Source organism: Desulforamulus ruminis DSM 2154, assembly GCF_000215085.1.
Lineage (GTDB): Bacteria > Bacillota > Desulfotomaculia > Desulfotomaculales > Desulfotomaculaceae > Desulfotomaculum > Desulfotomaculum ruminis.
Genome location: NC_015589.1, coordinates 2615155 through 2637321, shown reverse-complemented (window position 1 = coordinate 2637321; position 22167 = coordinate 2615155). Strand labels below are relative to the sequence as shown.

At 47.7% G+C, this 22167-nt stretch carries 23 protein-coding genes; 13 read left to right on the top strand and 10 right to left on the bottom strand.

The genetic code is table 11. The features are described from left to right. Positions 1 to 13: 13 nt before the first annotated feature. From DESRU_RS13115 to malQ, 5 genes are read left to right on the top strand one after another with little or no spacing between them, the layout of a single operon-like run. Entirely contained in the window at positions 14 to 1225 is a 1212-nt protein-coding gene (locus DESRU_RS13115; RefSeq protein ID WP_013842570.1) for a glucose-1-phosphate adenylyltransferase, read from the top strand. A gap of 45 nt (positions 1226 to 1270) precedes the next feature. Further along, positions 1271 to 2386, top strand: a complete 1116-nt coding sequence (glgD, locus tag DESRU_RS13110; protein WP_013842569.1) for a glucose-1-phosphate adenylyltransferase subunit GlgD — start codon at positions 1271 to 1273, stop codon at positions 2384 to 2386. Positions 2387 to 2406: 20 nt separating this feature from the next. Continuing rightward, positions 2407 to 3840, top strand: a complete 1434-nt coding sequence (glgA, locus tag DESRU_RS13105; protein ID WP_013842568.1) for a glycogen synthase GlgA — start codon at positions 2407 to 2409, stop codon at positions 3838 to 3840. Between the two features lie 40 nt (positions 3841 to 3880). Then, complete coding sequence (locus DESRU_RS13100; protein WP_013842567.1) at positions 3881 to 5851, top strand: glycoside hydrolase family 13 protein; 1971 nt, start codon at positions 3881 to 3883, stop codon at positions 5849 to 5851. Further along, positions 5841 to 7364: a 4-alpha-glucanotransferase gene (gene malQ, locus DESRU_RS13095; protein ID WP_013842566.1), complete on the top strand. Its 1524-nt coding sequence runs from the start codon at positions 5841 to 5843 to the stop codon at positions 7362 to 7364. Before DESRU_RS13100 ends, malQ begins: the two co-directional genes overlap by 11 nt. Before the next feature lie 135 nt (positions 7365 to 7499). On the opposite strand, the gene nadE is transcribed toward malQ, so the two are convergent. The 9 genes from nadE to DESRU_RS13050 all read right to left on the bottom strand — a co-directional run bounded on the left by nadE (position 7500) and on the right by DESRU_RS13050 (position 13828). After that, positions 7500 to 9407, bottom strand: coding sequence for an NAD(+) synthase (gene nadE, locus DESRU_RS13090; RefSeq protein WP_013842565.1), 1908 nt, complete (start codon positions 9405 to 9407; stop codon positions 7500 to 7502). A 115-nt stretch (positions 9408 to 9522) separates the two neighbouring features. After that, positions 9523 to 10032, bottom strand: coding sequence for a BglII/BstYI family type II restriction endonuclease (locus tag DESRU_RS13085; protein ID WP_013842564.1), 510 nt, complete (start codon positions 10030 to 10032; stop codon positions 9523 to 9525). Between the two features lie 105 nt (positions 10033 to 10137). Beyond that, entirely contained in the window at positions 10138 to 10581 is a 444-nt protein-coding gene (locus DESRU_RS13080; protein WP_013842563.1) for a YhcN/YlaJ family sporulation lipoprotein, read from the bottom strand. 16 nt (positions 10582 to 10597) lie between these two features. Then, complete coding sequence (gene spoVAE, locus DESRU_RS13075) at positions 10598 to 10951, bottom strand: stage V sporulation protein AE (RefSeq protein WP_013842562.1); 354 nt, start codon at positions 10949 to 10951, stop codon at positions 10598 to 10600. Positions 10952 to 10963: 12 nt separating this feature from the next. Further along, on the bottom strand, positions 10964 to 11971 hold the full coding sequence (gene spoVAD / locus DESRU_RS13070; protein ID WP_013842561.1) for a stage V sporulation protein AD: 1008 nt from the start codon (positions 11969 to 11971) through the stop codon (positions 10964 to 10966). A gap of 1 nt (position 11972) precedes the next feature. Further along, positions 11973 to 12449: a stage V sporulation protein AC gene (gene spoVAC / locus DESRU_RS13065; protein WP_013842560.1), complete on the bottom strand. Its 477-nt coding sequence runs from the start codon at positions 12447 to 12449 to the stop codon at positions 11973 to 11975. Between the two features lie 12 nt (positions 12450 to 12461). After that, positions 12462 to 13322 carry a DUF421 domain-containing protein gene (locus DESRU_RS13060; protein WP_013842559.1) on the bottom strand — a complete coding sequence of 287 codons (861 nt, stop codon included), beginning with the start codon at positions 13320 to 13322 and terminating at the stop codon, positions 12462 to 12464. Positions 13323 to 13345: 23 nt separating this feature from the next. After that, positions 13346 to 13561, bottom strand: coding sequence for a DUF1657 domain-containing protein (locus tag DESRU_RS13055; RefSeq protein WP_333541714.1), 216 nt, complete (start codon positions 13559 to 13561; stop codon positions 13346 to 13348). 60 nt (positions 13562 to 13621) lie between these two features. Continuing rightward, entirely contained in the window at positions 13622 to 13828 is a 207-nt protein-coding gene (locus DESRU_RS13050; protein WP_013842557.1) for a DUF1657 domain-containing protein, read from the bottom strand. A gap of 177 nt (positions 13829 to 14005) precedes the next feature. On the opposite strand from DESRU_RS13050, the gene DESRU_RS13045 reads away from it, so the two are divergent. From DESRU_RS13045 to DESRU_RS13025, 5 genes are all read left to right on the top strand, one after another. After that, positions 14006 to 14686 carry a YetF domain-containing protein gene (locus tag DESRU_RS13045; RefSeq protein ID WP_013842556.1) on the top strand — a complete coding sequence of 227 codons (681 nt, stop codon included), beginning with the start codon at positions 14006 to 14008 and terminating at the stop codon, positions 14684 to 14686. Between the two features lie 38 nt (positions 14687 to 14724). Continuing rightward, entirely contained in the window at positions 14725 to 15105 is a 381-nt protein-coding gene (locus DESRU_RS13040) for a DUF4363 family protein (protein WP_013842555.1), read from the top strand. 151 nt (positions 15106 to 15256) lie between these two features. Beyond that, positions 15257 to 15679, top strand: coding sequence for an NUDIX domain-containing protein (locus DESRU_RS13035; RefSeq protein WP_013842554.1), 423 nt, complete (start codon positions 15257 to 15259; stop codon positions 15677 to 15679). A 92-nt stretch (positions 15680 to 15771) separates the two neighbouring features. After that, positions 15772 to 16440 carry a peroxiredoxin gene (locus tag DESRU_RS13030; RefSeq protein ID WP_013842553.1) on the top strand — a complete coding sequence of 223 codons (669 nt, stop codon included), beginning with the start codon at positions 15772 to 15774 and terminating at the stop codon, positions 16438 to 16440. A 39-nt stretch (positions 16441 to 16479) separates the two neighbouring features. After that, complete coding sequence (locus DESRU_RS13025) at positions 16480 to 16707, top strand: hypothetical protein (protein ID WP_013842552.1); 228 nt, start codon at positions 16480 to 16482, stop codon at positions 16705 to 16707. A gap of 55 nt (positions 16708 to 16762) precedes the next feature. Here DESRU_RS13025 and DESRU_RS13020 read toward each other — a convergent pair whose 3' ends face one another. Then, positions 16763 to 18040 (bottom strand): ArsB/NhaD family transporter, encoded by a 1278-nt coding sequence (locus DESRU_RS13020; RefSeq protein ID WP_013842551.1) that lies wholly within the window; start codon positions 18038 to 18040, stop codon positions 16763 to 16765. A gap of 356 nt (positions 18041 to 18396) precedes the next feature. Here DESRU_RS13020 and DESRU_RS13015 point away from each other — a divergent pair, with 356 nt between their 5' ends. Genes DESRU_RS13015 through DESRU_RS13005 form a run of 3 tightly spaced genes read left to right on the top strand, consistent with a single transcriptional unit; the run spans position 18397 to position 22154 of the window. Then, the gene (locus DESRU_RS13015) at positions 18397 to 19965 is read left to right on the top strand and encodes a spore germination protein (RefSeq protein ID WP_013842550.1); all 1569 of its coding nucleotides are present in this window, start codon (positions 18397 to 18399) and stop codon (positions 19963 to 19965) included. Continuing rightward, complete coding sequence (locus tag DESRU_RS13010) at positions 19955 to 21049, top strand: GerAB/ArcD/ProY family transporter (RefSeq protein ID WP_013842549.1); 1095 nt, start codon at positions 19955 to 19957, stop codon at positions 21047 to 21049. The genes DESRU_RS13015 and DESRU_RS13010 overlap by 11 nt, the downstream gene beginning before the upstream one ends. Continuing rightward, a complete protein-coding gene (locus DESRU_RS13005) occupies positions 21042 to 22154 on the top strand; it encodes a Ger(x)C family spore germination protein (RefSeq protein WP_013842548.1) in 1113 nt (370 codons plus the stop codon). Before DESRU_RS13010 ends, DESRU_RS13005 begins: the two co-directional genes overlap by 8 nt. Positions 22155 to 22167 lie beyond the last annotated feature (13 nt).

Genomic DNA, 22167 nt, shown 5'->3' with positions numbered 1-22167 from the left:
AAGGAGGGGTTTTATGGGCAAAAAAGAATGCATTGCCATGCTATTGGCGGGTGGACAGGGAAGCCGGCTGGGGGTTTTAACGAAAAAACTGGCGAAGCCGGCGGTTCCTTTCGGCGGAAAGTACCGTATTATTGATTTCACCTTGAGTAATTGCGTTAACTCCGGCATTGATACCGTTGGGGTACTAACTCAGTATCAACCGCTGGCTTTAAATACCTATATCGGTATTGGCAGTCACTGGGATTTGGACCGTAAAAACGGTGGGGTCACCGTACTCCCTCCTTTCGTTAAAGAATTGGGGGGAGAATGGTACAAGGGCACCGCCAACGCCATCTATCAGAATATTGAGTATGTGGATCAATACGACCCCACTTATGTGCTGGTTCTTTCCGGAGATCATATTTATAAAATGGATTACTCCTTGATGCTGGATTATCACAAAGAAAAAAAGGCGGATGCCACCATTGCCGTTATCGAAGTACCCTGGGAAGAAGCCGGCAGTTTTGGCATTATGAACACAGACCCCCAGGAACGAATCCTGGAGTTTGAGGAAAAACCCGCTAGCCCTAAGAATAATCTGGCATCCATGGGTGTTTATATATTTAACTGGCAGCTATTAAAAAATTATCTGGAAGAAGACGAGCGGAACCCCCGCTCCAGTAATGATTTTGGCAAAAATATTATTCCCTTGATGCTAAAAGAAAAGGAACGGCTTTTTGCCTATCCCTTTAAAGGGTACTGGCGGGACGTCGGAACCATTGAAAGTCTCTGGCAGGCGAATATGGACCTACTGGTGGACGATCCCCAATTAAATCTCAACGATGCACAATGGAGAATTTACTCCGTAAATCCCACACAACCACCTCAATATATTGCACCCACTGCAAAAATACGCTGCTCTTTGGTCAATGAAGGATGCCTCGTTTATGGAGACGTTTGCCATTCCGTGTTGTTCCCGGGAGTCACCATTGGAGAAGGAAGTCAAATCAGAGATTCCATCATTATGCCCAACGTTAAAATCGGAGAGAATGTTAAAATTGAGAAAGCCATTATCGGTGTGGATACCGTGGTGGAGAATAACTGCGAAATTGGCTGCCGCAAGCAGAAGTGCGAGCAATGCAACAACCAGGATTGTTCCGGCGTAACGGTGGTGGCCGGGAATATTGTGGTACCCAAGGATGTTAAGGTCAGCAAGAAATGTGCGCTCTTGGGCAGTTGCGCCTAAAGGAAAGAGGATTTTTTCAGCGTATGCCGGATGGGGGTGATGGGAATGAAAGATGTCATGGGGATTATTAATTTAATGGAAAATGAGGGATTTTTAAAGGAGCTTAGTTATTACCGTCCGGTGGCCGCTGTACCCACCGGCGGGCGCTACAGGATTATTGACTTTGTACTTTCCAATATGGTTAATTCGGGCATACGGAATGTGGGAATTATTACGCCCCAAAAATACCGCTCACTCTTGGACCACATGGGCCGGGGCAAGGAATGGGACTTAGATCGCAAAAGGGACGGACTTTTCTTTTTGCCTCCGGCGCAAATTCATTATCCCATGGGCATTTACCGGTGGGATTTGAGACATTTTTGCAGTCATCTGGATTACATTGACTTCAGCAGGCAAAAATATGTCATCATCAGTGGGAGCAATATGATCTGCAATTTGGATTATAAAGCGGCCTTCCGTTTTCATCAGGAGACCAAGGCGGATATGACCATTCTCTATAAAGTAAGTACCGGCAGAGAAAATTTAGCCCATTGCACCGTCATTGAAACGGAGGATGACGGGAGAGTGGTGGATATGGCAATGAATCCGGTGGACCGGAAGGCCGGAAAGGTGTTTATGGAAATGGCCATCATGGAAAAATCCCTGCTGGTGGACTTGATTAACGGCTGCGCCTCCCGGGGGGACTGTGATTTTGTAAAGGACGGGCTGATCAAAAACCTGCATAAATTGAAGATTTACGGTTACCGGCACCAGGGTTATCTGGCTTACATTGATTCCATTCAGAGCTATTACCAGCATAATATGGACCTGCTAACACCGGAGATAGGACAGGAATTATTTTTTAAACATGGCGTTATTTATACCAAGGTGGCAGACGGCGCTCCCACCCGCTATAAGGAGACCGCAAAAACCCAAAATGCGCTGGTGGCAAATGAATGCGTCATTGAGGGGACGGTGGAAAACAGCATTTTATTCAGGGGTGTGAAGATTCATAAAGGAGCCTGCGTGCGGAACAGCGTGATTATGGAAAGCTGTGTGGTTGAAGAGGATGCTCTTTTAGAAAATGTTATTTCTGAAAAACAGGTGGTGGTAACCAGAGGCAAGCACCTGAAGGGGGAGAAGCATTACCCGCTGGTTATCCGGAAAAGAACGGTCATTTAATATGGGGAGGTGCACAAAGAATGAAAGTGCTATTTGTGGCCTCGGAAGGGGTTCCCTTTGTTAAAACAGGGGGTCTGGCCGATGTAATCGGGTCGTTGCCCAGAGAATTGCGCAAACAGGGACTGGATGTCCGGGTTGTTTTACCGAAATACGGAGATATACCGGATCATTTCAAACAGGCCATGGTGACTGTAAAAGAGTTGACCGTCCCCTTGGGGTGGAGAAAACAGTACTGTGGCGTACAGGAGTTAATCTTTGAAGGGGTTCCCTTTTACTTCATTGATAATGAATATTACTTTAACCGACCGGGTCTTTACGATCATGGGGATGAGGCGGAACGTTTCGCTTTTTTCTGCCGGGCGGTTTTGGAGGCCCTGCCGCATTTGGATTTTGTTCCGGATATTCTCCATTGTCACGATTGGCATACGGGAATGGTCAGTGTTTTTTTAAAAGCCCATTATGGGACGGATCCCTTTTACCAACGGCTCCGCACGGTGTTTACCATCCATAATTTAAACTATCAGGGGGTTTTCCCGGGGGAAATTTTGGGGGACCTGCTGGGGTTAGGCCAGGAATATTTTACACCGGAAGGCATTGAATTCTATGATCAGGTGAATTTTATGAAAGGCGGCATTCACTATTCAGACCTGATCACCACCGTCAGTGAAACCTATGCCCGGGAAATTCAAATGCCTTATTATGGTGAGAAGCTGGACGGCTCTTTAAAGCAGAGAAGCGAAAGACTGCAAGGCATTGTGAATGGCATTGATTATGAACGGTACGATCCCTGGACAGACCCCTTCATAAGCAAAAACTACCATGGCAAGGCGCCGGCCAAGAAGCGAGAAAATAAAAAAGCCTTGCAGAGCTGCTTTCAGCTTCCCCAGAGGGCCGATGTTCCCGTGCTGGCCCTGGTCTCCAGACTGGTAGGTCATAAGGGGCTGGATTTACTGGCCCACATCCTGGAAGAACTGCTGGCGCTGGATGTGCAAATGGTGATACTGGGGACCGGGGAACAAAAATATGAAGCCTTCTTCCGCAGCGTGGCCGGGAATTATCCGGACAAATTGGCAGCCTGGATTACCTTCAGTGAGGACCTGTCCCATGTGATTTATGCAGGGGCGGACATCTTTGTTATGCCTTCTCTCACCGAGCCCTGTGGGCTAGGGCAGATCATTGCCTTGCGCTACGGGTGTATCCCGGTGGTCCGGGAAACCGGGGGTCTAATGGATACCGTTGAACCTTATAACGAAATGACCGGAGAGGGCAATGGTTTCCGTTTTGCCAATTACAATGCCCATGACTTGTTGTTTACCCTGAAAGAAGCCATTGATTTATATCAGCAGAAGAAAATTTGGAACAAAATCGTCAGAAATGCCATGAAAAGTGATTTTAGTTGGTATAAATCCGCACTAAAATATCAAAACTTGTATAAGATGCTGATAAACCCTTAAAAGTAAATAAGAAGCATAAAGGAATAAGGGTGTTGATACTGTGAATCCAATTGAAATTCTTCATGATACACATAATCACTTTTTCCGCAGCCCCTTTGGGGCTGTTCCTTGTGCTGAAGAAGTGAACCTGCGGGTGGAGGTCTATGCTTCCACACCTCCGGATTCCGTGACTCTGAGACTTTGGAAAATGCATGGGGAAGAGAAAGTTGCCATGGAACTGGAGGAGCAAACCCGGGAGAAATTTATCTACCGAGCTCAAATTTTAACCCCGGACACTCCGGGGCTGCTGTGGTATTACTTTATCGTGCGGCACCATGAGCGGGACTATTACTACGGCAACAACCACCGCGATCTGGGTGGGGTGGGGCAGGTGTGGTCCCATGAACCGCCTTCCTTCCAGATAACCGTCCATGCCCCCAACGCCTCAACGCCGGACTGGTTCAAGGAATCGGTCATGTACCAGATTTTTGTGGACCGTTTTTATAATGGTTCAGGGGAAGTTCTCAATCTTAAACAACACTGTATTGTTTATCCCAACTGGGAGGCGGTTCCGGCTTACGGCAAAGATCCGGAAACCGGGAAGACCGTATGCTACGACATTTTTGGGGGGAATCTGCCCGGAGTGATGGCCAAGCTGCCTTATTTAAAAGAACTGGGCATCAATGTCATTTATTTTAACCCCGTCTTTGAAGCCTCCAGTAATCATAAATATGACACGGGCGACTATAAGCAAATTGATCCCATGTTCGGAGACAACCGTATTTTCCAGGAGCTCTGTCAAAAGGCGGGGGAAATGGGGATCCGTATTATACTGGACGGGGTTTTCAGTCATACCGGAAGCGACAGCGTTTACTTTAACAAGGAAGGCCGCTATCCCGGACTGGGGGCCTACCAGTCCAAAGAATCACCTTATTATTCCTGGTACCGGTTTTTTAACTATCCGGATTCCTATGATTGCTGGTGGAACATTGATACCCTGCCCAATGTAAATGAATTAGACCCTGCTTATCAGAATTTCATCATCGACGGAGAGGACAGCGTGCTCAAACACTGGATGAAACTGGGCGCCAGCGGCTGGCGTCTGGATGTGGTGGATGAACTTCCCGAGGAATTTGTAAAGAAGTTTTACCGTACCATGAAATCCGTCAATCCCCAGTCCGTTCTCATTGGGGAAGTGTGGGAAGACGCCTCCCGCAAGGTCAGTTACGGTGCTCTGCGGGAATACCTGCTGGGCTCCGAATTGGATTCGGTGATGAATTATCCTTTCCGAAAAATTTGGCTGGACTTCCTGCTGGGACACGCCGATGCCCGGGAGACCCATTTGGCTTTAATGAACCTGTATGAAAATTATCCCCTGCAGTATTTTTATTCTACCATGAATTTGCTGGGGACCCATGATGTCACCCGGGTTTTAACCCTTTTAAGCGGAGCCCCGTCCGAAGAAACCCTGACCAAGGAGGAGCAAAGGGCCTACCGCTTTACCCGGGAACAGACGGAATTGGGGATTGCGCGGTTAAAGCTGCTCTCTTTGATTCAAATGACCTTTCCGGGAGTGCCCTGCATTTATTACGGAGATGAGGCCGGAATGCACGGTTACGGCGATCCCTTAAACCGGGCCACCTATCCCTGGGGCAAAGAGAACAAAGAGCTGCTGGAGTGGTATCGCAAGCTCATTGCCCTGAGACACCGTTTTCCTGTATTGAAGACCGGCCGGTGGATTTCACTGCAGACCCAAGGCCGGGTTTATGGATATGTCCGGCTGATCCAAAAAGGCCTGGACGTATTTAACCGGCCTCAAAGCAATCAGGTGGCGGTAATTCTTTTTAACGCGGATACTGAAAGACCGGTGGGCCTTTCTCTGGATGTCGGCAGATGGTGTTGCTCCGGCAGGAATTTATCGAATTTGCTTCAGGAAAAAGAAATTTTTAAAGTCCAGGACGGCATGTTGTCCCTGTCCCTGCAACCACTGGAGGGCAAATTATTAATGGACGGGAATGATCATGATATTTGACCGGGAAAGCGGTATCTTACTTCATCCAAGCTCATTGCCGGCAAAGTACGGCATCGGCGACCTGGGTGAGGAGGCCTATGACTTTATTGATTTTTTACAAGGGGCCAAACAAAGACTATGGCAAATCCTGCCCTTAAACCCGCCGGGTTATGGCGAATCCCCCTTTCAATGCTACTCGGCCTTTGCCGGCAATCCCCTGTTGATCAGCCCGGACCGCTTATGGGCCGCAGGGCTTCTTTTAAAGGACGATTTACAGGAAGTGCCGGAGTTTTGCGAAAGCCGGGTTCAGTTTGCACTTGTTAGGGAATACAAAGAAAGGCTTTTGAGAAAGGCTTACCAAAATTTTAAAAGAAAAAAGAAAGATTCTGGTTATGAAGAATTTATTTTTGAGGCTTCTTGGTTAAAAGATTTTACCCTTTTTATGGCCTTAAAAAATTATTTCAAGGGATTACCCTGGAATCAATGGGAATCGTCCATCGCTCTGAGAGAAGAAAGGGCCATGGCCCATTACCGCACTTTGCTGGCGGAGGAAATAGCCTACCATGGCTTTGTCCAATTTATTTTCTTCACCCAATGGCTGAATCTTAAGAAATATGCCAACAGCAGGGAAATTAAAATCATTGGCGATCTGCCCATCTTTGTTTCCTATGACAGCAGCGACGCCTGGGCCCATCCCCGTCTCTTTGAATTGGATGAACAGGGCAATCCGGCCAAGGTGGCCGGGGTGCCTCCGGATTATTTCAGCGAAACCGGCCAGTTATGGGGAAACCCTTTGTACCGCTGGGAGGAGATGGAGAAAGACGGCTACCGCTGGTGGCGGGAACGTTTCAACAGTCTGTTAAAAACCGTTGATATCGTACGGCTTGACCATTTCAGGGGCTTTGAAGCCTACTGGGAGATTGCGGCCGGGCAGCCAACCGCCGTTCAGGGCCGGTGGGTGAAGGGACCCGGAGAGAAATTTTTTAGAACCATGATGAAGCATTTGGGAGATATGCCGGTCATTGCCGAGGACCTGGGATTGATTACCCCGGAAGTCTATGAATTAAAGGATCAATTTCATTTTCCCGGCATGAAGGTGCTGCAATTTCATCTGCACAGCAGTGAAAAGGAACTGTATTTACCACACCATTATGAGTCAAACACCGTAGTTTATACAGGCACCCACGACAATGACACCACCCTGGGCTGGTACAAAGGGCTCCTGCTGGAGGACCCCCAGGAGGCGGCCTTTCTGCATCAATATTTAAAGGAATATCTTGACGGGGTGACAACATTCCCGGAGAATATTTGCTGGCAAATGATTGAAGTGGCCTTTAGCACCGCTGCCAATACCGTCATCATTCCTCTACAGGATATTTTGTGCCTGGACAGCGATGCCCGCATGAATTTCCCCGGAACAGTGGGAGGGAACTGGGAGTGGAGGCTGCGTCCGGGGAGTCTGACCCCGGAGCTGCAGGAGAGGTTAGCCCGTTTGTCGGTGCTTTATAACAGAAACAATGGAACGCAGATTTAACGGATGATACGGATTGGCACGGATTTTGGAATGATCTTTTATAGTTTCCCTCCGGGGTTACTATATAAAAGATAATAAAATCCGTGTGAATCCGTTCAATCAACGAAAATCCGCGTTCTATTTTTTCATTTTCTATTATTCAGATAATAGCTGCTTTTTGAGCTCCAAATATTTCCGGGTAAAATAAACCCCGTTCTGAGCCTCCCGGTGGTCAAAGCCAAAGGCCCTCCGGCTTACGGCCAGGATGGGAGGAGATTGTATTCTCTTGGCCACCCCAATGCCGTTATAAAGACGCCACCAGCGCTCCAAATCGGCAATAAATGCAGCGGCGGTGGGGAAGTGCTTTTTTACCAGTCCCGGGGTACAGCCCAGCTTTTCTTCCAGGCTGCCCTCTTTATACCAGACCAGAATATCCTCGGGAGTGGCTTTATTCCACCACTGGACAAAGGAGCGGAACAGGTAATCGTGGTAGGGGTAAACCAGGGGATCTCCCTTGCCCTCATCCACCGCCTGGTCGAAACTGAGTTCAGCGCTGGGAACAATATCAATAATGCCCTGGGGAATAACTTCCCGGTCATAAACCTCGCTATTCAGGTAATGGGCCAGTTGGTAGACCTGGTGCTTCCAGAGGTCTGCCAGGACGGCCAGAAAACCGGACAGGTCTCCGTATAAGGTGGAATAGCCCACGGTGGTTTCCGCTTTGTTGGCGTTGCAGGTAAAACCTCCGCCAAAGGCTGCGGCCACGGCGGCCAAAATTCTGGAAGAACGGTCCCGGGCCTGAATGTTTTCAATCATAAAAGGACTCAGCTTTAACCGGGTTTCTTCTCCGGTGAGGGGATGAATCACCGGGGTTTCCTGAATCTGCCGGGTGGTATAATCCACCGATTCCTGGATGGGTAACACGGTGTAGCGGCAGTTTAAGTTTTTGGCCAGCTCCAGGGCCAGGTTCCGGGTGGTTTGGGAATTAAATTGGCTGGGCATATTGATCAGCAGCAGGTTCTCGGGACCCATGACCCCGGCATATAAAGCCGCCGATACGGCGGAATCAATTCCTCCGGAGATGCCGATCACCACTTTGCTGATTCCAATGGCTTGCGTAAATTTTTTAAGTCCGTAAGCCAAGGACTGATAAATGTAGCCGGTGGTATGGTCATCACAAATCTCTGCCGGGGCGGCATCGGTGCCCCCGGTCTCCAGATCCAGCTCCAACGTGTCCAGGGAAGCTTGAAAGGGTTTGCTGCTGTAATAAATCACTTCGCCCTTTTTACTATAAACCGTGCTGGAGCCGTCAAAGGTGTAGATGGTTTTCCCGTTGTTTTGAATCCCTACATTGTTAACATAAATCAGAGGAACCCCGGCCTCGGCAGCTTGTTTGGCAAAGATGCGATTACGCTTGTTATTTTTGCCCAGGGTAAAAGGTGAACTGGAAATATTAATGAAGAGATGAACGTCGCCCTTTTGGCCCAGGATGGGTATGGGTTTGGTGAAGTAATCGTCACTCCAGCCGTCTTCACAGAGAAGGCAGCCCAGACCCAATCTCCGACCTTTTATGGTGATGAAAACCGGACTCAGCAGATCTTCCGGCTGCCGGTTTAATTCCTGGGCCAGCTTTTTTAAACTATAAAAGTGCCGATCATCGTCAAACTCCCGGTAGTTGGGCTGAAGGGTTTTAATCCTGTAAGGATAGGGGAAATTATCGTCCCCCTTTAAACGGCCGTTCTGGGCAATAAAAAAAGCATTGTATTTACGGACCCGGCTGTCGTCACCCCGCTTATGCCAATCCACCGCCACGTTGCCAAATAAAATGGTGATGTCCCCGGAGGCTTGTACGATCTGCCTGCCAAATTCCTCACAATCCTGCAAATAAGCTTCCTGCTCCCAGGTGTCCCCCAGCAAATATCCCGGGATGGACATTTCCGGGAAAATAATGATATCCGCCTGCTGCTTCCGGGCTTCACCGATCATCTCCAACATGGTTGTACTATTTAAATCCGGCCTTCCAGGCACAATCTCCATTTGGCCCAAGGCTATTTTTAACTGCAAGACGATCCCCTCTTTTAAAAGATTTGCTTATTTATTGTATGGCAAAAGGCGCTGAAAAAAACAAAATGCCCATAATATTACATTATAAGGGCATTTCTTTTAGAAAAAAATCTTTTTAAGCAATATCAATACCGATTAAATAAATAGGCATGGTGATGGTGGCGGTAAAGTGACGCAGATAGCGCTCCACTTTTTCAAAGTTCATGGAACCGGACCAGTTATGATGATGGTCTCCCCGAATCCATTTTTGAAAATTCCGGGTGGTTGTAATTAAAACGCCCACGTCAATTGGATCTTGAAAATGAGCCGAGGAGAATTGGAATTTAATCAAATTATGACCGATCAATGAGGAATGCCGGAACCCGATTTCCAGTCCCACCCGTTCCTTGATAAATTCAATTTTGTCTAAAGGGTTGACCGGCTCGTAAAAGAGGGTGGGATGGTGTTGCCAGCCGCCCCGAACCAACCACTGTTTCAGCAAATCGTTAAAGTTGACGCGGGATAGGGTCGGCGGACTCAGCTCCGGGCTTAACAGACCACGCTCAATTTCTTCCTTGATGGCGGGCCTGGCGTTTAAAAGCTCATGGGCTTGGCGGTAAGAATTTTTAACTAAGGTTAATCTCATAACCCCACCCGACCTTTCACTATAATTTGTTTGAGGAAAGAGTCAATTTTAAAAAAACCGTTTCCTTTTATTATAGCGAAAAAAATAAATAGTTAAATAGGAAAATTAGCCGTGCATATCTTTATTTATTTTATCCAGCTTTTTTTTAATGGTAGGCAGGGATGGTGTCTGCTGCTCTTTAATCTGCTTATCAAGGTCCTGCAGTAGTTTAAAAAGTTTTTTGTCCGAGGTAACATAAACCGTATACCCTTTGTTAAAGGACGCAATTTTCTGGTGAACTTCTTCTTTTATGGACTGCAAACGAAAACGGTCGAAGCCGCTTACTTTAATGGCAGTGGAAATCTCCTGGTTTACCACCACGGTGGTGGAGTCTTCCACCCCTTTAACGGATTGGGCCGTGCTTTTCACTTTTTCAGCCAGTTCAGCATTGATTTGCACCTGTTTAACCGGAGGTTCTTGGGGTTTCTGCTGGGGACCTTGCAGGGAACAGCCGGTTGTAAAGAGAAAGAGCAGCAGGGCCGCCATAAATCCTTTGCCTAGAGAGACCATAGGAACCACCTTTCTTTTAACCTTTGGGTTTGAAAATGAGAGAGGCTAAAAAGCCAAAAATAATGGCAGAGGAAATTCCGGCACTGGTTACCTCAAAAATTCCGGTAACAATCCCGATCACACCCGTCCTTTCAGCCTCGGCAAGGGCACCGTGAACCAGGGAGTTGCCAAAACTGGTGATGGGAACCGTTGCTCCGGCACCGGCAAAATCAATCAACGGTTCGTAAAGGCCAAAACCGTCCAGGACCGCTCCTAGCACCACCAGAAGCGACATGGTATGGGCGGGCGTTAATTTACCCACATCCAAAAGCAGTTGACCGAACACACAGATCAAGCCGCCAACCACAAAGGCCCAAAAATAACCTTCCATCTAAAATCACTCCTAACTGTCATACTCCAGGGAAACCGCGTGAGCAATACAGGGAATGCTTTCTTTTTGCTGGTAAGACAAGGGGGACAAAAGGGCGCCGGTGGCAATAATCAATACTTTTTTGAATTTCCCTTTTTTCATTTGGTTAAAGATATGCCCGTAGGTAACCACTGCGGAGCAGCCGCAGCCGCTGCCGCCGGCCATCACCGGCTGATCCTGGCTATAAATTAATAAGCCGCAGTCCGTAAAAATTTTCTCCGGGATACTCAGGTCATGTTTGGTCAAAAGATCCTTGGCAATCTCATGACCCACCCGCCCCAGGTCGCCGGTGGCGATCAGGTCGTATTCATCCGGAGCAATGCGAAGATCCCGGAAATGGGCGGTAATGGTGTCCACAGCGGCAGGGGCCATGGCTGCTCCCATATTAAAAGGATCGGACAAACCCATGTCCACCACCCGGCCGATGGTGGCCGCGGTAACTTTGGGACCCTGTCCGTCAGGCCCCAGTAAAGCGGTGCCGGCGCCGGTAACGGTCCACTGGGCGGTGGGGGGCTTTTGGGAGCCGTATTCCGTAGGATAGCGGAATTGCTTTTCCACCGCGGTGTTGTGACTGGCGGTACCGCATAGGACATATTGGGCAGAATGGCTGTCAATTAGCAGTGAAGCCAAGGCAAGCCCTTCCATGGAAGTAGAGCAGGCACCAAAGAGTCCCAAATAGGGAACTGCCAGCGTACGGGCGGCGAAACTGCTGGAGATGATTTGATTTAATAAATCCCCTCCCAGGAAAAACTGAATGTCCTGTTTTTGCAGCCCGGCCTTTTGCACCGCTATTTCGCAGGCTTCTTCCATCATTTTCTTTTCCGCTTTTTCATAGCTGTCCTGTCCCAGCCACAGATCACCGTGAATAATGTCAAATTCTTCGGCCAGGGGTCCCCTGGCCTCAAAGGGTCCCACCACCGTAGCCGCAGATAAAACAGTGGGCTTGGCGGGAAAGACCCAGGTTTGGTGTCCGTACAACATATCAGGAGCCCACCCCCGTTAACAGTGTTTTAACCAAAGCCACGACAAAGGCTGAAACAACACCAAAAACAATGACCGAACCGGCCAGTTTGAACATGTTTCCTCCCACTCCCAGCACATAACCCTCACTGCGGTGTTCCAGGGCCGCCGAGGCAATGGAATTGGCGAAACCGGTTACCGGTACGGAGGTTCCCGCACCGGCCCACTGAGCCAAGTGATCATAAACCCCCAAGGAAGTAAGCAGCACGGAAATAAAAATTAAAGTGGCTACGGTAGGATTGGAAGCGGTTTTCTCCGTAAAATCAAAATTCCAGAGATAAAAATCCTGAATAAATTGACCCAGGAGACAAATCACCCCGCCCACCAGAAAGGCCCGCAGGCAGTTGACCAGTACAGGCCGCCGGGGTTCTCTGGCTTTGGCCAAGGTCTGGTATTGCTGTTGGGTGGGTGTTAATTTTTTCTTTTTCTTATTGGACATGGCGAGCACTCCCTATCTTTTTAACAGAGGTTCCAGGGAATGAAGAACCTCTTCTAAGTTGCCGGCGCATTGAGCATACATTTTTTTGGCTTCCTGCTGCCGGGTGCCCAGGGCGTAAAGTTCACAGTCTGCCTGGCATTTCTTTAAAGTGGCATAAGTTAGTTCCTTGGTTTTTGGCTGCGGACTCTGTAAGGCATCGTCAAAAAGGTCTAAATATAATTGGCCGAAGGAGTCCACCTGGGCGATAAATACGTTTTCAGGAGCGACCCCCACCTTTTCCAATTCGCTATGGAGCCAATTACGGTTTAATCCCATGGCGGTAAGGGGTTCGTCCATCATCACACCGTCCAGCATCACGGTCTGAGGAACGCTTTCCGAAGCAACCTTTAATCCTGTGCTGTTGGCGGTCAGGGGCTGCCGGTCTTTTTTCAATAAAACGCTGAGTTCACCGGTGGGTTCCAGTATGGCAAACTCCACATCGGCGGTTTTAAAAACATTTTTCCTGCGCAGTTGGCTTAAAAGATCCTCCGGGGTGAAGCGGGCCTCCAACAGTTTGTCTTCCAGTATTTTTCCGTGATTAATCAGGATGGTTTCTTTGCCCTGTACAATGTCTTTGACACTTTTGTATTTCATGGAAAGATAATAAGAGATCACCGGTAAGAGGCTCCATAAGGCCAGGGCAATCAATCCGTGGACCACTTGCAAACTGGGATTGATGGAAAAGGAGGCGGCGATAACCCCCAAAACAATGATGTTCATCTGATCAAAGAGACTTCCTCTGGCCGTAAATCTTTTCCCCATGAGGCGTACAAGCAGCAATGCCAGTGCAAAGAAACCAATGGATCGAAGCAAGATGTTTAACCAATCGGGCATAAGGACAACCCCTTTTTGATGGTTTAAAAACCCTTATACTGTGGTTCCTCAAATTCCAAAACCTTCACTCTTTGTTCCAAACGGTCAATCACCTGATAAACCTTTTCAGAATTATTCTTTAACAGGGTCTTGGCTTCTTCATCTTCTGCGAAGGAAGAAAAAGTATCCAGGGTGGCTTGAATTCCCTTGAGACTGGCCACGGTCTGCTTAATCTGGGCTGCAACGGTCAATTTTCTCACTCCTATCAGGCCTTGTCGGATGAATGCCCTTGGACAACCGGACTTCAACCGGCTATGCTCTTAGAAACCTTTATATTGCGGTTCTTCTTTTTCCAACTCTACAATTCTGGGCTGCAGGCTTTGAATAATGGTCTGGGTTTGTTGGGCGGCCTGGGTGTAAAGCTTCTTAGCCTTCTGGTTTTCAGTCTGCAAAGCAAAGGTTTCCAGGCTGGACTGGGCGCTCTTCAAGCCTGCCAGGGTCTGTTTTACCTGAGTGGCTACGGTCATGATCTGATCCCTCCTTCTATAAATTATTTCCGAAACTAGGTTACCCTTGGATTTCTGTTTATACACTTTTTTAAATAATTTTTTTGAAATTGATGAAGCTGTACCAATGGGTAAATGCATAATCGTAAAGTACATTTGAAATAATGGTATAGTATCAATCTATGGAGCGTGTTGGCGATGATTCTTACGTTAATTCGAACGGCAATCCTGTTTATTTTAGTGGTTGTGGCTTTACGATTGATGGGCAAGAAACAAATCGGCAAGCTCCAGCCCTACGAGCTGGTGATCATTATTATGATTGCCGATCTGGCTGCCGTTCCTATGGAAAGTACCGGCATCCCCTTGATCAGTGGTGTGATTCCCATTTTGATCCTGCTGGTGATCGAGGTGACTCTATCTTATTCTTCTTTAAAAAGTGAACGTTTACGGGGAGTTCTTTGCGGCACCCCTACGGTTTTGGTTGAAAACGGTAGAATTGTTGAGGGAGAACTGCAAAGAATTCGTTATAATATCAACGATTTGCTGGAGCAGCTAAGGGCCAAAAACTTCCCTAATATTAGCGACATTGAGTTTGCTATCCTGGAAACCAGCGGAGAGATCAGTGTCATTCCTAAATCCCAGAAAAGACCGGTTAACCCTGCGGATTTAAATTTGCCCACGCACTATGAAGGAATCCCTATGACTTTGATCATTGACGGAACGGTATTGGAAAAAAATCTTGGTAAGATTAATTTAAATAAAGATTGGCTCAGGGTGGAGTTAGAAAAATTTGGCATTCATCATTTTAAACAGGTTCTCCTGGCCAGCCTGGATACCGAAGGGAAGCTGTTTTATCAGCTTAAAGGTCAGGGAGTTTAATAGACAGCAGGAAAAACCATGAAAGGATTCGAGAAGGTATGCGATTACTATCGGCTCTGCTGGGGTTGATTTTGGTCATTGTTCTCTTAGGTTTCTGGGTGAACCATTCGCTGGAAGCCACGGCCAAGGAATTGACCCATAACCTAAATGCGGTGACCCGGGAAATTAAAGAAGCCAACTGGGATGAGGCGGGCAGAGGAATTGCTGCCATGGAAGAAAATTGGGATCACATGGGCAAATGGTGGCCGGTGGTGTTGGATCATCAGGAAATGGATAATATTGAATTTTCTCTGGCCAAAGCCAAAGCGTACATCGAAGAAAAAGAAATGGCCCTTTCCCTGGGACAATTGTCGGAACTAAAACTAATGATTTTGCACCTGCCTGAAAGAGAAGCATTAACCCTTAGAAATATCTTTTAAAATCCGCCTTAGAGGCGGTTTTTTATTTTTGGCCGGACCAATCCAAAAGATATAAAAATAAATCATTGCTTTATTGGTTTTCCGGCAGGGATGTACCTTCCCGGCCTCGTAATTATAGGTCAACTGCCTTACACAAGGGGGGCCATAGAAGATGAGTGGATGCCAGCCAGGGACCAAGTTTTCCATCCGGGTTATGATTGTGAATAGCCAGGGACAGGTATTGCTTGGACTTAAAAAGAAAGGCTATCATGCCAGCTACTGGATTTTTCCCGGGGGTCAGATCGAATTTGGAGAAACGGTGGCACAATGCGGCACCAGGGAAGTTTGGGAGGAGTCCCGGTTACAAATTGAAATTAAAGGGCTTCTGGGGATTGCCTCGGAGATACAAAACAATAAACACGTGGTTTTTCTTCATTTGCTGGCTTCAGGAGATGGTTGCCCCCAGGTGACCGAACCGGAAGAGGTGTTGGAATGGAGATGGTTTGACACCGGCAGGCTGCCGGATAAAACAACCCTTGCAGCACGGAATGCCATTGGTAAATATCAGCAAGGGCAAGCCATTATTCCGGTATAATTTTTTTAAATTAATATCTCGGAAAGATATTTGTAATATACCTTTGGTATAGTTAGGTAGTAAAATAAATATTTTCCGGGAGGGATAGATCAATGGAAGAAGTTAAGGTAAATCAAAATGGCCAATGCGAGTGTGCTTCATTGCCGCGCTTAGGTTCCCCTGCACCAAAGTTTGAGGCGGTTACAACCATGGGGGTTGTAAAGCTGGAAGACTTTAAAGGCAGTTGGCTGCTGTTATTTTCTCATCCGGCGGATTTCACACCGGTTTGCACCACCGAATTTATGGCCTTTGCCGAGATCCAGGATACTTTAAGGGAAAGAAATGTGGAGTTAATGGGACTCAGTATTGACAGTGTTTACTCGCATATTGCCTGGGTCCGGAATGTTCAGGAGAAGACCGGAGTGAAAATAAACTTTCCCATTATTGCCGACTTGAATAAAGAAGTTGCCACCTTGTATGGCATGATTATGCCCGGGGAAAGCAAAACGGAAACTTCCCGTTGCGTTTTTGTTATTGACCCTGAGGGGATCATCCGGGCCATGATTTATTATCCTCTCACCACCGGAAGAAATACCCAGGAGATTATAAGACTCATTGACGCACTGCAAACCTCCGACAAACATGGGGTGGCTACTCCGGCCAACTGGCAGCCTGGAGAGCAAGTCATCGTATCGCCTCCCAGCACCGCCGAGATGGCGGAAGAAAGGGTTGGACAGGGTTATCAATGCGTTGATTGGTATTTTTGCAAAAAAGACCTTTAGTAGGGAAAAATAAATAAATTCGGGATGGAGGTGGTGCCAGTGGCATGCATTAACGCCGACGGAACCTTGTTGCCTACGGCTGTGGGAGCCTTAACGGCCATGCAAGGGGGGATTACCCTGGAAGAATATGCCGGTGGAAATAAGCTGCCCCTGTTCAGAGTCCGCATGGTCTTTCGGGAGATGCTGGAAGCAGGTCTGGCCAGGGAAGAGCAAGGGAAGTATTATATCACCCAATCGGGTATGGATAAAATCATGAATGGTAAATGATCAAAAACCAACAGGGGGAGCGGAGGCTCCCCTGTTGGTTTTTGATGAAGAAGCTTTAGCGCAGGTAGAAAAGAAGCAAATAAAGGGTGCTTAATACAATAGACAGAATCATCAAAGGAAAAGCCACTTTCATGAACCCCAGAAAGCTTAAGGGCGTTCCCTGTTTTTCAGCCATACCGGCTACAATGACGTTGGCCGCGGCGCCCACCAGGGTGCCGTTGCCGCCCAGGCAGGCGCCCAAGGCCAGGGACCACCACAGGGGGTCCAGGTTGGCGATACCGCCCATTTGACCCATTTGCTGCAGCAGGGGAATCATGGTGGCCACAAAAGGAATGTTGTCTACAAAGGCGGAGGCCAGGGCTGAAAGCCATAAAATTAACAGACCTGTGGGTAAAATCTCCCCGCCGGTGAGGCGCAGGGCCGATTCAGCTACCCAGTGAATGACGCCGGTTTCTTCCAAGGAGCCCACCACAATAAATAAACCGACAAAAAAGAAAATGGTAGGCCATTCAATGGTTTCTAAAACTTGTTCCGGTTCTTCCCGGGTGATGAGCAGGAGCAGCACCGCGCCAGCCAGAGCAATGGTGGCGGTGGGTATGTGCGTAATGCTGTGTAAGGCAAAGCCCAAAATGGTTAAAGCCAGAACAAAAAGAGACTGTTTCAGCAGTTTTGGATCTTTGATTTCATCCTCCGGACTTAAAGCTGTTATTTTTGCCATTAATTGGGGATCTGCCTTCAGATCTTTGCGGTAGATCCAACGCAATATAGGGATGGTTATAATAAAAATAACCAAAGCAATGGGACCTAAATTGTAAATAAATTCCATGAAAGACAAGCCTGCGGGGCCGCTGATCATGATGTTGGGCGGGTCGCCGATCAGAGTGGAGGTGCCGCCGATATTGCTGGCCATAATCTCGGTGATTAAAAAAGGCACCACCTTCACCTGCAGTTCCCGGCAGATGGAGAAGGTTACGGGAACTACCAGCAGCACCGTGGTTACGTTATCTAAAAGGGCTGAAGCAACGGCGGTAATCACCGCCAATAAGACCAGCAGCCTTAGGGGGTCTCCCTTGGAGGTCACGGCGGCCCGGATGGCCAGATACTCAAATACGCCGGTTCGCCGGGTTATGGAGACCAGGATCATCATTCCCACCAAAAGCCCGATGGTATTCCAATCAATATAATGGATGGCTTTTTCCTGGCTGACCAGACCTGCCAAAAGCGCCACCACCGCACCCGCCAGAGCCGCCACCGTGCGGGGAATTTTTTCCGATACGATGAAGGCATAGGTTATCAGAAAGATAACAACAGCCAAAATGAATTGCTTTTCCATTCATTCCCTCCTGAACTTTTTGGTGTTAATAAAGCACATTTTCTACCGGTTTCTGGGAAAGGTCACTTTGCTCTTAGCCTTTCCATTTTTATAATACTTTCATTACCGAGCCGGTAGGTACAAGCCCAATAAAAAAGGAGATAGCTTATAAAAGCTACCCCCCCGTTAGCTGAACAATCCTTGCGCCCCTTTGACACAACACATTTAATCAATGTTTAATTTTTTTTATTATAACAAGAATGGCTTTCAGTGTCCATGAGTACAGGCACGGTTTTTACCCATTTATTTAAAAGAATCGTGCCTTCCACCAATAATTATTGTCATTTGTGGAAAAATAACCTGAGGTTGGTGATCCCATGACATTGAAGGACATGTTTGGTAAGTGGAAAGGAAACAATCATAATCAACAGTCGGTTATCGCCGGAGCCGAAAAAGGGATCCGATTAACCGGAAACCTGGATAAAGACCGGCAGACCATTTATGAAGGCCTTGGCGGGAGCGTTGATATTATTTGCACCCGGGTGCTGATTGGCAGCCGGGCGGCGATTTTAATTTATATTGACGGCATTGTGGATGTAAAAATTATCCGTCAAGATGTTTTATCTAAATTGCAGCAGGTTCGAGAAATACCGGACCAACAGAAGGATCTGCTAAGATATATTGCGGAAAAAACCCTGTCCAGCGGTTCCGTAAAAAGGGCATCCCTGGCGGCCGATGTACTGCTGGAGATATTATTGGGCAAATCTCTATTATTAATTGCAGGCAGCGATGAAGGATTGGTCATTGAGACCAGGGGCGGGGAGAGAAGAGCCATTGATGAACCCCCTACGGAACGCACTGTGCGCGGTTCCAGGGAGGGCTTTATCGAGGATCTGACGGTAAATTTAGCCATTCTCAGGCGAAAAATAAAATCCCCGGAGCTCATGATTCAAGCCACCACCCTAGGCCGGCGCAGCCGCACAAAAGTAGCCATGGTCTACCTAACAGATATTGCCGACCCTCAAATTGTCCAGGAAGTCCGCCATCGCTTATCTCAAATTAATGTCGATGCGGTGCTGGCATCCGGATACCTGGAGCGGTTTTTTGAAGACTATCCCAACAGTTTATTTCCCCAGGTGTTTGGCACCGAACGACCGGACCGGGTGGTAGCCAACCTGCTGGAGGGGAGGGTGGCCATTTTGGTGGACGGCACTCCTTTTGTACTACTGGTGCCAACGGTTTTTATGCAGTTCCTGCAGGGCAGTGAAGATTACTACGAACGAACCATTATCGGTTCAGCGGCGCGGATGGTGCGGCTGCTGGCTTTAATTATCACTACCACCCTCACGCCGGTGTACATTGCGTTAATTACCTTTCACCATTCCTTGATGCCCACGGATTTGTTGCTGGCGGTGGCGGAAATCAGAGAGGAATTGCCCTTTACGCCGCTGGTGGAGGCATTGTTTATGGAAGTGGTGATTGAACTCTTACGGGAAGCCGGACTCCGTCTGCCCAGTACGGTAGGGCAAACCCTGGGGGTGGTGGGGGGGATTGTCATCGGCCAGGCGGTCATATCGGCCAAACTGGTCAGTCCCTTAATGGTGGTGGTGGTATCCCTGGCCACCATCAGTTCCTTCGTTTTCCCCAATTACAGTATGGGTTTGGCCATCCGGTTGATTAAATTTCCCATGATGCTGCTGGCGGCCATGTTTGGTGCGGTGGGAATTGCCGTGGGTTTGTTGTTTATAACCATTCATTTGGTTTCCCTGGAAAGCTTTGGCGTACCCTATATGTCTCCCTTGGCGCCTACCCGTTATGCCGATTTAGGGGATACCTTTGTGGTTTCGCGCATTTGGAAACATAAAAAAAGGCCGGTTTCCGTCCCTCATATCGATAATCAACGCATCGGCCAGGCCCCCCGGGAGCAGCAAGAAAATGAAAAGTAAAACCAATATAATTACCAGCAAACAACTGATCTTTACCATTATTGGAAGCACCATTGGCGTGGGTATCTTTACCCTTACTTCCACAGTGGTCAGGGATGCCAAGCAGGACGTTTGGATTTCCACACTGATGGGGTCTCTATTGCCTCTGTTAGGAATATTCATGCTTCATCTCATTAATCGCAAATTTCCCGACTTATCCTTTGCCGAATACAGTGAAAAGGTTCTGAGCAAATGGCCGGGCAAAATGCTGTCTTTGCTCTTTGTACTGTATACCATGGCCTTTGCCGCGGTCGTTGCCCGAATCTTTGTTGATATTCTAAAAACCTACCTGTTTCCTGTTACTCCGGTATGGGCCTTGGGGATATTGATCCTGCTTGTTTCCGCCTATCTGGCATCCAAGGATGCCCGGGTTCTGGGAAGGGTGAATGAATTGGTCTTTTATGAATCCCTGTTTTTATTTGTGTTTATTTTAGGTGCGGTGCCTAAAATTGACATTAGTTTTTTCCGGCCGGTGGGGCAGGCGGGGCTGACCAATATTTTAATGGGATCCTATGATGCGGTTTTTGCTTTTTTAGGTCTGGAGGTTTTGCTGGTTTTTTATTCCCTGGTGCAGAATAAAAAGGAAATTGTCAAAGCAAGTTTAACGGCGGTGCTGATTATAACCATCATTTATTTAATGGTGGCGCTGGCTGTACTTGGGATTTTTGGACCGGAGGTAACGGAACATATACGATTCGGGCTGATGGGGTTGTTGAAAACCTATCAGGCGCCCATGATTGAGAGAGGGGAGTTTTTTTTCATTATATTCTGGGTCTTTGTAGCCTTTCGTCCGGTGGCCAACATGTATTTTGTCAGCCGGTACACCATGGAAAAAATCATGGGTGTCAACTCACCCCTCCTGATGACAGTGCTGTTCTTGCCATTTTTATTGATCGTGATTCTACTTCCCCAAAATTTCGAGCAGGCCTTATCCTTTAGTTCCTATCTGGGGTTGGTGGGAATTGCCTTTATTACGGTGATTCCTTTGGGCTTATGGGCCATTGCCATGCTGCGCGGGATTGGCGGTGAACAAGGCAATGCGTAAAAGCGGTTTACTGTTCCTGCTGCTGCTCATGATGGTTTTTACAACCGGCTGCTGGGACGCCACCGATGTCAACGACCTTTATATTCCCTTTGTGGCGGGCTATGATTATGTGGGCAAAAATGAGCAGGAGCGATATGCCATGTCCATTAATTTTCCCGTTTTTAACCGCGGGGCTCAGGTACAATCGGACGTAATGACCTTGGAAGGGGAAACCATGGGGGAAACCCGGATAGACCGGGGCAACAAATCCTCCCGCAAGATGGCCATTGGTGACCTGAGGGCGGTGCTGCTCAGCGAAAATTTAGCCAGCCGGGGAACCGAGGAGGTATTTGATTTATTATTTCGCGGCCCTCAGTTTACCAATACAATAAGTTTGGCCGTGAGTGAGGGGAAAGCTTCAGATATATTGAATATTAAACCCAAGCATTATCAAACGGTAGGCCAAAATGTGATTGAAATACTTAGAAATGCCGACAAGAGCAACTTCACTCCCTGTGAAGATCTCCATTCTTTCCGGGTAGATGTCCTTACCCCCGGTTTTAACCCGGTATTGCCAATTCTGCGCATTCATGACCAAGACCGTTTGGAAATCTCAGGGGCGGCCCTGTTTAAAAAATATAAAATGGTGGCCAAGATCAATAAAGAGGATATGAGAGTATTAACCTGGCTGCGGGGGAAAGAGACCCAGGGGGATATTTTGTTTGAACTGGAGGATGAACAGGGAGAGGTAAAAAAGGTAACCTTTGAAGGCGTTAACAGCCGCTCGGTTAAAGCCAAAATGGAAAAGGAACACCCTTTTTTTGAGATACAAATTAAATTAAAGGGAAGCGTGATCGAGGATGTGGGCGAATTTCCATTTGCTAGCAAGGAGGAAAATATTCAAAGAGCAGAGAAAGCCTTAGAGGATAAAATTCAAAAACAATGTTCCGTATTTTTAAATGATTTACAAAATCAATACCGGCTGGATGCCATCCTGTTGGGTAAATATGCCCGCTATAAGTGGCCCTCCCTGGTGGAAAAAGAGGATTGGGACGAAGTTTTTTGCAACAGCGTGATCCAGGTTAAGGTAGAGGTGAAGATCCAAAGTACAGGGGAAGTTGCTTAGAAAGGGGGAGCAT

What these genes read in the sequence shown, in the direction of transcription:
- DESRU_RS13115 (WP_013842570.1), top strand. Translation starts at nt 14, where the DNA reads ATGGGCAAAAAAGAATGCATTGCCATGCTATTGGCGGGTGGACAGGGA.
- glgD (WP_013842569.1), top strand. Translation starts at nt 1,271, where the DNA reads ATGAAAGATGTCATGGGGATTATTAATTTAATGGAAAATGAGGGATTT.
- glgA (WP_013842568.1), top strand. Translation starts at nt 2,407, where the DNA reads ATGAAAGTGCTATTTGTGGCCTCGGAAGGGGTTCCCTTTGTTAAAACA.
- malQ (WP_013842566.1), top strand. Translation starts at nt 5,841, where the DNA reads ATGATATTTGACCGGGAAAGCGGTATCTTACTTCATCCAAGCTCATTG.
- DESRU_RS13085 (WP_013842564.1), bottom strand. Translation starts at nt 10,032, where the DNA reads ATGAGATTAACCTTAGTTAAAAATTCTTACCGCCAAGCCCATGAGCTT.
- DESRU_RS13080 (WP_013842563.1), bottom strand. Translation starts at nt 10,581, where the DNA reads ATGGTCTCTCTAGGCAAAGGATTTATGGCGGCCCTGCTGCTCTTTCTC.
- spoVAE (WP_013842562.1), bottom strand. Translation starts at nt 10,951, where the DNA reads ATGGAAGGTTATTTTTGGGCCTTTGTGGTTGGCGGCTTGATCTGTGTG.
- spoVAD (WP_013842561.1), bottom strand. Translation starts at nt 11,971, where the DNA reads ATGTTGTACGGACACCAAACCTGGGTCTTTCCCGCCAAGCCCACTGTT.
- spoVAC (WP_013842560.1), bottom strand. Translation starts at nt 12,449, where the DNA reads ATGTCCAATAAGAAAAAGAAAAAATTAACACCCACCCAACAGCAATAC.
- DESRU_RS13060 (WP_013842559.1), bottom strand. Translation starts at nt 13,322, where the DNA reads ATGCCCGATTGGTTAAACATCTTGCTTCGATCCATTGGTTTCTTTGCA.
- DESRU_RS13050 (WP_013842557.1), bottom strand. Translation starts at nt 13,828, where the DNA reads ATGACCGTAGCCACTCAGGTAAAACAGACCCTGGCAGGCTTGAAGAGC.
- DESRU_RS13045 (WP_013842556.1), top strand. Translation starts at nt 14,006, where the DNA reads ATGATTCTTACGTTAATTCGAACGGCAATCCTGTTTATTTTAGTGGTT.
- DESRU_RS13040 (WP_013842555.1), top strand. Translation starts at nt 14,725, where the DNA reads ATGCGATTACTATCGGCTCTGCTGGGGTTGATTTTGGTCATTGTTCTC.
- DESRU_RS13035 (WP_013842554.1), top strand. Translation starts at nt 15,257, where the DNA reads ATGAGTGGATGCCAGCCAGGGACCAAGTTTTCCATCCGGGTTATGATT.
- DESRU_RS13030 (WP_013842553.1), top strand. Translation starts at nt 15,772, where the DNA reads ATGGAAGAAGTTAAGGTAAATCAAAATGGCCAATGCGAGTGTGCTTCA.
- DESRU_RS13020 (WP_013842551.1), bottom strand. Translation starts at nt 18,040, where the DNA reads ATGGAAAAGCAATTCATTTTGGCTGTTGTTATCTTTCTGATAACCTAT.
- DESRU_RS13015 (WP_013842550.1), top strand. Translation starts at nt 18,397, where the DNA reads ATGACATTGAAGGACATGTTTGGTAAGTGGAAAGGAAACAATCATAAT.
- DESRU_RS13010 (WP_013842549.1), top strand. Translation starts at nt 19,955, where the DNA reads ATGAAAAGTAAAACCAATATAATTACCAGCAAACAACTGATCTTTACC.
- DESRU_RS13005 (WP_013842548.1), top strand. Translation starts at nt 21,042, where the DNA reads ATGCGTAAAAGCGGTTTACTGTTCCTGCTGCTGCTCATGATGGTTTTT.